This window comes from uncultured Campylobacter sp. (genome assembly GCF_938045465.1).
Classification (GTDB): domain Bacteria; phylum Campylobacterota; class Campylobacteria; order Campylobacterales; family Campylobacteraceae; genus Campylobacter_B.
In genome coordinates, this window is the sequence record NZ_CALIBF010000205.1 from 1 (window position 1) to 8,295 (window position 8,295).

An 8,295-nucleotide genomic window follows, 5' to 3' on the forward strand; every position below is an offset into this window, starting at 1 on the left:
GTCCATGATCGAGGCATCAAGCTCGTTAAATCCGTCGGCGGTAAATACCGCGCCCTTGCCCGCGTTGAAATTCGGATCGTCCTCAAGCACCATTATCGCCGCCGTTACGGCATCCATCGCGCTGCCGCCCTTCTCAAGCACGGCTTGACCCGCCAAAAGCGCCCGGTTCATCGGCTCCTCGCGGATTTTAAACTCCTCCTTGGTTAGATCAAGCCCGCTCGTTCCGCCGTGAATGACGATAACGGGGGAAAATTTCTCCTGCGCATTCGCAGCCGTTAGCCCGAGCAGGGCCAGACTCGCCGCCATAAAAACGGCCTTTGAGAGTGAAAAGTGCTTCATATCTCGCCCTTTCGAAAAAATTGCAGAATTTCTAAGAAATGATATAACTTTGCGCTTTTCTTTTCGCTTAATCAAATGCGAATTCAGCCGGATATAAATCTAATACTTTGAGATTAGAATTAAGCTTTCGCTGTCAAATTTAACGCGACTTAATTTGTAGCACAATCTGATAGGTCGATTTAAATTTTATAATTTTGAGTTTGTGCGTCAGTAAAATTTAATTACCGCAGCTCGATAAATTTCAACCGCGCGTCATAAAATTTTAGCGCGCGGCCGTATTTTAAGGCGCTACGCAGGCGGGCAAGCTCAAGCACGCAACCGCTAGCAAAGCAGGCTTTAAATCAAAACGCCTCAAACTCGCCGTGCGCGATCATTTAGTGTTGCGTCGGAACCGACGCCAATATGTTTTGACGGCTCAATCGCAGCTTTTTTCTCCGCGGCAAAGGCGCGCCAGGTCGTATTTTAGCAGCACCAAGCCAAGGCCTAGCAAGAAAAGGTCTTTAAAGATAAAGCCGTCGATCTTGCCCAGCTGCGGCAGTAGGCTGAGCGTAGTCAGCGCCATGACGATCACGATGAGATCGCCCACGATGCCCGCCTTCGGCTTGAAAAAGCCCGCGATGAGCGAGAGATAGCCCACGGTCTCCACCACGCCCAAAAAATAGCTCGCGCCGGCGTCCCCGAGCGCTGACGGCAAAAACGAAAGCCACGTCTGCGAAAAAAGCGGCTTTAAAGCCTCCACCTCGAACTCAAACCACTTGTAGTTGCCCATCACGGCAAGCACGATAATAACGGAAAGTCTGGCAAATATAATATCCGCGTCGCCTGCGACAAATTTTTTTACGATCTCCCTCATACGGCTCCTTTGTAAATTTTGTAACGGTATGATAGCGAGCTTGCGTGTAGGCTACGTGAAGGGGCGAAATTTCAAATTCCAAATTCCGCGGCTCCGCAAAATTTGAAATTCCATGCCGCGCGCCGTAAAATTTTAGCGTGCATACAAAATTTTAAAATTCGCGCCCAAATTTGAGCTATAATCGCTTCAAATTTTAAGGAGCCGCAAATGCTAAAATCATATCCTCTTATGATGCAGGGCGTGGAGTTTCGCGGACACGGCGTGACGGCAAGGACGGGCACCTATACGCCGTAGACGCGGCAAGCGGCGAAGTGATCTTTAAGCTTGAGACTGGCGGAACCGAGCATTTCGCGCGGTTTGAGGATAAAATTTTACTCGCAGATCGCCGCGGCAAGCCGGTTTTGATTAGCGCGGAGGACGGCTCGATCTTAAAAGAAGTGGAATTCGGCGAGTTTCAATTCGGCTCGGATCAGATCATGCTCGCTAGCAAAGGTCGTCTCTACGCCGTGGCAAACGACGGAGCCGCGATGTACGCAGTCTGCGCGGATATTTAAATTGGACAGATTAAAATTCGGCTTGTAATTGTGGATTAAATTAAACGCAAGGCTTGAGCCGCCGAACGCTTTGGTTATGAAATTTACCTATTTGAGGCTCATGTCCGCTAGCCGCAGTACCCTTGCGAGCCGTATCCCATCTCTCGCCCATTCGGCAAATGCCAAAAACCGCGAATTCTTTGGTATAAAGCACGCCGTAGCTCACTTGCTAAGTAAAATTTATTCGCCAGACGCGTCGTTTCGGACTAAAATTCAAACTACGCGCCTTAAAATTTAAAGCGAGCCCGGCAAAATTTCAAGGCGCGAAGTGGTGCGAGCTGCCGCGAAATTCCATAGAGCTTTGCGGCGTGCGCGGGCAAACCTCGGCGATGATATTGATCGAAACGCCTGTTTTAGCGGCAATCGCGTAAATTTTGGGCAAAAACTTCGGCGCGAAGCTGAACAAAATCTCGTACTCCTCGCCGCTTTGCAACGCAGCCTCGCTAGGGCGGACGATCCAGCGCGCACCCACGCCGCTAGCCTCCAGCAGGCGGGGCAAGTCCTGCGCGAGCCCATCGCTAATGTCCATCGCCGCGCTAATGAACTTCGCCGCCTTGTAAAAAAACTTATCGCGCAAAACGGGCCTAACGAAGCGCGAATCCTTTGAAATTTTTGCGCGCAGATCCTCGCGCAAGCGATATGAGCCACTACCCGGCACAGGATTTTCGCCTGCAGAGCTTTGCGACATAGAATTTTCACATGCGAGGCTTTGCGACGTATAATTCGCTGCGGATTTTTGCGCCATAAAATTTCCGATAGAATTTCCTACGCTCAAATTTTGCGTCGTAAAATTTTGCTCAAAAAACTCCGCGTCCCGATTTTGCGTCGCGGAGCCCTGCAAGCCGTCATACGAAGCGTGAGTATCTAAATTTTGTGTTATAGAGCCCTGCGACACGCTACACGCGGTGTAAGCATTCAAATCTTGCGTAGAATTTCCGTTATCAGGGCTCGGCGCAGAAATATTGCCATCAAAGCTCTGCGTAGAAATTTCGTTTTCGAACTGCGTAGAAATTTTACCGGCAGAGTCGTCATAGCCGCCGCTTTGCAGCCCGCTATCTTGCGCCGTAGGGTTCTTGCGATCGTCTCCGCTCTGCGACACGGAATTTTGCGCCGAATTTCCGGCGTCCAGGCTCGGCGGCTCGACGCGCGCAGGTGAAATTTTATCGCCAGGGCTTCGTACCTCATCGCCAAAATTTTGTGCCGTCGAAGTCTCGGCGTTTAGACCCTGCGGCGCGGTGCTTGAGCTTTGCAGCGACGAAATTTTATCGTTTCGGTTTTTCGTCTGCGAGCTAGCGGGCGAAATTCCATCTCTTAAAAGCACTGCCAGATCGCGCCCGACGCTACCTAGCTCGCCCGTATGCGCGATGAGATCGCCCACGCACGCGCCGCTGCGAAACACGGGGCGCTTGCACTTGCCGATCAGGCTCACGCTAAGCGCGATGCGATCCGAGCCGATCGTGTCGCCGCCGATGATCCGTATGCCCCACTCCCGCGCCGTTTCGCTCACGCCCGCGCATAGCTCGTCGATCTCGCGCGTGCCGATCTCGCGCGGCAGCGCAAGCCCCAGCAGGGCGTATTTGGCGCGCGCATTGGTCGCGATCATGTCCGAAATGTTTACGAGCATCGCCTTTGCGCCGATCTCGCGCAGGCTCAGCCAGCCGCGCCGAAAGTGCACGCCCTCGACGAAAAGATCCTTGCAATACGCTCGCTCGCCGATTACGGCGCAATCATCGCCGTTAAGCTTCGATCTAAATTTCTCAAAAATATACCGCTCCTTATCCATGCGCCCTCCGTTAAATTTAGCGTTACGCCGCAGCCGCGCGAAAGCTAAGAAGCCCGAATTTGCGGGCCTTTGTTTAAATTTCGTCGCGCACGCGCAGCAAGAGTTCTACGCTCCGCTTTGCAAGATTATAGCGTAAATTTAGATTTTCGCCGCGCGAGTTTGGCTGCGGTTCGGTGCGGCTCGATAGCAAAATTAGCAATCGCATGGATTTTGAGGCTTTAACGCGGCTCGGTGCGGACGGAGACCTGTGATAAAATAGCGCGAGTTTATTTCTTGCATGCGCCCGTCTGCACGCACTTGCGCAGATAACGAGCATTTAAAACGGCGGGCTTAAAATTTTAAAATTTAGCGTAGCCGCAGCGAGATTAAATTTAAACGCTGTGTAAGCGCAGTAAGGTTAAAATTTAGCGCTAAATTTAAAGCAATAATGCAAACGTAAGCAAGGAACTAAAATGAACGATACGAAACCGGGCGAGCCGCTGCTAATCGTAAACAGGGCGAGGCGTTTTTACGGGCCTTTTTATTCGGTAGTTAAAATTTTGCAATTTTTATCTCGCCATTGTTTTTATAATGCTTGACAAGCCTTATGCGCCTATCGTAGGCTGGATAACGCTAATCGGTCTTTTTTATACGACGGTTATTCCGAATTGCTTTAAATTTATTGCGTGCTACGATGGTAAAGTGATAGTAAGATATATCTTTTGGCAAAGAATTCTAAAATATGATGAGATTAAATATATTGCTACATTCGCATATCTGCTGGGAGGCGAAACACTTTGCCTAAAACTAAAATTTAATTTGGCAAATATCGTATTTAATCTAAGCTCGATTATTTTGCCTTTAAGCTATATAACAAAAGAAGATTTTGAAAAATTAAAAATTTTAATGAGCGATAAAAATATCGAATACAGGGATTTTATCTGAGGAACGAAAATGGGTTGCTATCGTAGTTATCAAACTATAAAAACAGGCGGATTTTTTAATTTCGCCATGAAATTTCTTGTTACAATATTTTTTGCGATTGTTCTATTCGGCTGCGACGGTAATGAATGCCGCAACGAATACAACAATAAGGCGTTTTCTATTATAACTGATAATTTAAAGGATAAGGAAAATAGAGATTGGACGTGCGGGTCTATTGACAACTATGAATACTTCATAAATTTTTACGGACCTAGCAATGATGATTTAGAAACTTTATTAAAGAATGTAGCAGAAGCGGCACAAATTCCAAATGTCAAAATTACTATATCGGTTTATGAGAGATATTGGAAATGGGGCAGCAAAACTCCGCCACCATTTGGCAAGAATATATTAACCGTAAAATTAGACACAAAATCAAATTAAGGAAAATGAAATGCTGAAATTTACAAAGTGTTTCTTTTTGATAGTCGCCGCATTTATATTATTCGGCTGCGACGGTAGAGAATGTCGGAATCAGTATAACGACAAAGCAGAAGAAATAATATTTGAAGGAATAAGAGATTTAAATCATCTAGGCGGTTCTTGGTCTTGTGGAAAAATTACCGATAGATATGAGAGCATAGTAAACATTTATGGCACTAGAGATGATGATATAAAGTTGCTCTTAAATAATTTTTCAAAAGTTACCGACATACCAAATGTTAAAATCACGATAAATGTTTATAAAGGCATAAGGTTGGCAAATAAAAATTTGCCGCCAAATGATGAGCCTATATTAATCTTAAAACTAAATACGCAATCGAGTCAAGCAGAATAAAATTTCGGGCGGCGCAAACCGCCCGAAACGTAGCTCGAGGTACCGCGCTAAGCCTTACTGCTCGTAAAAGCCGCTCGGTTTGGAGATCGTGTCGATGTAGATGTTTTTGGTCTGGGTGTAGTGATCCAGGATCATCTTGTGCGTCTCGCGACCGATGCCCGATTCTTTGTAGCCGCCAAACGGCGCGCCGGCGTGGATCTGATTGTAGGTATTGACCCACACGCGACCCGTCTCAAGCAGGCGTGCGACCGTGAGTGCTTTTGCGATATCGCGCGTAAATACGGCGCCGCCTAGCCCGTATAGGCTGTCGTTTGCCATGCGGACGAGCTCGTCTTGATCTTTAAATTTAATCACGACGCCCACAGGACCGAAGATCTCCTCCTGCGCGACGCGCATGTCGTTGCGCACGTCCACGAGTAGCGTAGGCTCGACGAAAGCCTCTCCCGCGCTATGTCGCTTGCCGCCCACGGCGATCTTAGCGCCCTCCTCTACGCCGATTTTTACGTACTCTAAAATTTTATCGGCTTGCTTTTTGTTGATCTGGCATCCCATCTGGGTGTTCGGATCGAGCGGATCGCCCACCTTGATGCGCTTAAATTTCTCCACGAGCGCCGGTACGAATTTATCGTAAATGCCCTCCTGCACGAAAATTCTACTTCCCGCGCAGCAAACTTGTCCTTGGTTGAAAAGAATTCCCAGCTGCACGCCGTCGATCGCAACGTCGAAGTCGCAATCGTCAAAGATGATATTCGCGCTCTTGCCGCCGAGCTCAAGCGTAGCGGGGATGATCTTTTGCGCCGCGGCTAACGCGATGCCTCTGCCGACCTCGGTCGAGCCCGTAAATGCGAGCTTATCAAGCCCTTTGTGAGTGCGGACGAACTCGCCTGCCTTGCTTCCCTTGCCGGTTACTACGTTGATGACGCCCTTTGGAAGCAGCGGCGCGATTAGGCGGATGAACTCCAAAATGCTAAGGCTGGTTTCGGAGCTTGGCTTAAATACGCACGTATCGCCCGCGGCAAGTAACGGAGCGAGCTTCCACGCGCCCATCAAAAACGGGAAATTCCACGGCACGATCTGTCCTACTACGCCGATCGGCTCGCGCAAGACGACGGATAGATAGCGCTCTTTTAGCATATTCGCGCTGCCCTCCTCGCCCAAAATCACGCCCGCAAAATAGCGGAAATGCTCGATCGACCACGCTACGTCGACCGCGCGCGTCTCGCGGATCGGCTTGCCGTTGTCGATAGTCTCTACGGTGGCGATGAACTCGGCGTTTTGCTCTAGGACGTCGGCGATCTTATTTAGCAGCGCGCTGCGCTCATAAACGCTGGTGCGGCGGAAGCTCGCAAACGCCTTGCGAGCCGCGGCGACCGCTCTATCGACGTCCGCCTTGCTAGCATCTGCGATCTTTGAAATTTTCTCGCCGGTAGCGGGATTAAAAACGTCTAGGCTCGCGCCGCCTTCGGCACCCACAAACTCGCCGTCGATGAAAAGCTTATAGCTTGGTTGGATTGTAGCCATGCTTACTCCTTACGTGAAATATGACATTTAATATTATATATCCGCGGCGATTAATGCGGCATAAATTTCGAAGCGAAAATCGGTTAAAATTTCGTAGTGTGTAAATTTAAGAAGTAACGCGGCACCTGCGAAATTTTAAAATTTGATCTGCGTGCGCGACAGCGGAGGGTTTGAGGAGTTTTGAAGCGGCGTTAAATTTAAGCCCTCGCGAGCGGCGAAATTTCAAAAGGTAACGTTTATGAAACGAGAGCGGAAATTTGGCTACGATAAAATTTCAAAATTCGGCTTTGCTAAATTTTAAAATTCGGCTCCGTCGGAATTTCGAATTCGGCTTCGTTAAAATTTTGAAATTTTGTAAGGTAAAATTCTAGAAACATTTTGCGGAATAAACTTCTAAAACCATCTTTTGCAGAGCGGGCGAGCGGTTTAAATTTACGGCGTACGGCACGTGCGACGATAAATTAGCGAGCGCGACTCAAGCTTATACGTAGCCCAAACTATAGCCTGCCGATAAATTTTAAAATTTTGCGGGGTAAAATTTCATAATTCGGCTTCGTCGGAGTTTTGAATCTGGCTTCGTTAAAATTTTAAAATTTAGTCTAGTTGAGAATTTTAAAATTTTGTGAAGTAAAATTTCTAAAATACTTTTCGGAATAAAATTTCTACAACTGTCTTTCGCGCAAGCTTTGCAAGTCCATAACGCTCGCTTGTAAAGCTCACTTGAGCGGCGCCCGAGTAGGATGAAAGCACGACGCCTAAAGACGCGGCATTACAATCAATCTCAGGCATTTTGTAAAAGCATATACGAGCGGCACAACTACTCTCGCGTGCAACCGCTCAGGTGCAGGACGAGGCATAACCGCCAGCGCGTGCAGCTTAGATGCGGAGGGCAACCACTCGTGCATGGTTTAGGCACAGCAGACGCAACCGCTCCACCCGTAATTTGCAGTTCGTTTAAGCGTAAACAGCATCTGTTCGGGCACAAAGAGCGAGCTTGTACACACGGCTCAGACCTATAAATAGCTCCACTCATAGTTGCTCACGATAGAGGTCAAGAGAGATAGGGAGCGCGATCCGAGCTACGACGAGCTTTTCGGGCACGACGCCGCCAAGAAATATAAAGAGGAAAGCAGCCGCACTCTCCCACTCGAGCTCGTTCAAGCCGAAAAGTTGGAACTGCGCACGAAGTCTCCGAGCCCGCGAAAGCCACACTCGAGCTTTTCTAGCCGAGAGATCAAACCGCTTAAAATTTTAAAATTTGGGCTCAAAAAAAGTTTCTTCGTGGATGTTGGCAAAGGCGGCTTGCAGGCTGATAAAAAACCTCGGATGGGCCTTTTCGTACTGCGCCAAAAGCTCCTTCGTAGCGGCGCGCGCAGTGGGCTCCTTGCCGCCGTATTGCTTCGCGGGGCAGACCTCCTCCTCGCGCATGATCGGAAGCTCGTTATCTCTAGCACAGGCGGCGATT

9 protein-coding genes and 1 pseudogene are annotated in these 8,295 nt (G+C 48.6%); 4 read left to right on the forward strand and 6 right to left on the reverse strand.

Going from position 1 to position 8,295, the window contains the following annotated elements; all coding sequences use genetic code 11:
• From Q0413_RS10525 to Q0413_RS10535, 3 genes are all read right to left on the reverse strand, one after another.
• On the reverse strand, positions 1-339 hold a 339-nt coding region (locus tag Q0413_RS10525; RefSeq protein ID WP_298990184.1), incomplete at its 3' end, for an isoaspartyl peptidase/L-asparaginase.
• Between the two features lie 415 nt (positions 340-754).
• The gene (locus Q0413_RS10530) at positions 755-1,192 is read right to left on the reverse strand and encodes a DUF417 family protein (RefSeq protein ID WP_298961522.1); all 438 of its coding nucleotides are present in this window, start codon (positions 1,190-1,192) and stop codon (positions 755-757) included.
• 71 nt (positions 1,193-1,263) lie between these two features.
• Complete coding sequence (locus Q0413_RS10535; protein ID WP_298990187.1) at positions 1,264-1,473, reverse strand: hypothetical protein; 210 nt, start codon at positions 1,471-1,473, stop codon at positions 1,264-1,266.
• Between the two features lie 30 nt (positions 1,474-1,503).
• On the opposite strand from Q0413_RS10535, the gene Q0413_RS10540 reads away from it, so the two are divergent.
• Complete coding sequence (locus Q0413_RS10540; RefSeq protein WP_298990190.1) at positions 1,504-1,746, forward strand: hypothetical protein; 243 nt, start codon at positions 1,504-1,506, stop codon at positions 1,744-1,746.
• 295 nt (positions 1,747-2,041) lie between these two features.
• Here the strand turns inward: Q0413_RS10540 and Q0413_RS10545 are convergent, their stop codons facing one another.
• Positions 2,042-3,568: a thiamine-phosphate kinase gene (locus Q0413_RS10545; RefSeq protein ID WP_298990193.1), complete on the reverse strand. Its 1,527-nt coding sequence runs from the start codon at positions 3,566-3,568 to the stop codon at positions 2,042-2,044.
• A 681-nt stretch (positions 3,569-4,249) separates the two neighbouring features.
• Between Q0413_RS10545 and Q0413_RS10550 the strand changes: the two genes are divergently transcribed.
• The 3 genes from Q0413_RS10550 to Q0413_RS10560 are packed head-to-tail and all read left to right on the forward strand — an operon-like array spanning position 4,250 to position 5,309.
• Positions 4,250-4,492: a hypothetical protein gene (locus tag Q0413_RS10550; RefSeq protein WP_298990196.1), complete on the forward strand. Its 243-nt coding sequence runs from the start codon at positions 4,250-4,252 to the stop codon at positions 4,490-4,492.
• Positions 4,493-4,501: 9 nt separating this feature from the next.
• Entirely contained in the window at positions 4,502-4,915 is a 414-nt protein-coding gene (locus Q0413_RS10555; RefSeq protein ID WP_298990199.1) for a hypothetical protein, read from the forward strand.
• 10 nt (positions 4,916-4,925) lie between these two features.
• On the forward strand, positions 4,926-5,309 hold the full coding sequence (locus tag Q0413_RS10560) for a hypothetical protein (RefSeq protein ID WP_298990202.1): 384 nt from the start codon (positions 4,926-4,928) through the stop codon (positions 5,307-5,309).
• A gap of 54 nt (positions 5,310-5,363) precedes the next feature.
• Here Q0413_RS10560 and Q0413_RS10565 read toward each other — a convergent pair whose 3' ends face one another.
• Positions 5,364-6,830, reverse strand: a complete 1,467-nt coding sequence (locus tag Q0413_RS10565) for an aldehyde dehydrogenase family protein (protein WP_298990205.1) — start codon at positions 6,828-6,830, stop codon at positions 5,364-5,366.
• Positions 6,831-8,081: 1,251 nt separating this feature from the next.
• Positions 8,082-8,295, reverse strand: a pseudogene (locus tag Q0413_RS10570) (tRNA 2-thiocytidine biosynthesis protein TtcA); the annotation flags it as partial.

Coding starts and splice junctions, on each gene's coding strand:
- Q0413_RS10530 (WP_298961522.1), bottom strand. CDS start 1,192: ATGAGGGAGATCGTAAAAAAATTTGTCGCAGGCGACGCGGATATTATA.
- Q0413_RS10545 (WP_298990193.1), bottom strand. CDS start 3,568: ATGGATAAGGAGCGGTATATTTTTGAGAAATTTAGATCGAAGCTTAAC.
- Q0413_RS10555 (WP_298990199.1), top strand. CDS start 4,502: ATGGGTTGCTATCGTAGTTATCAAACTATAAAAACAGGCGGATTTTTT.
- Q0413_RS10560 (WP_298990202.1), top strand. CDS start 4,926: ATGCTGAAATTTACAAAGTGTTTCTTTTTGATAGTCGCCGCATTTATA.
- Q0413_RS10565 (WP_298990205.1), bottom strand. CDS start 6,830: ATGGCTACAATCCAACCAAGCTATAAGCTTTTCATCGACGGCGAGTTT.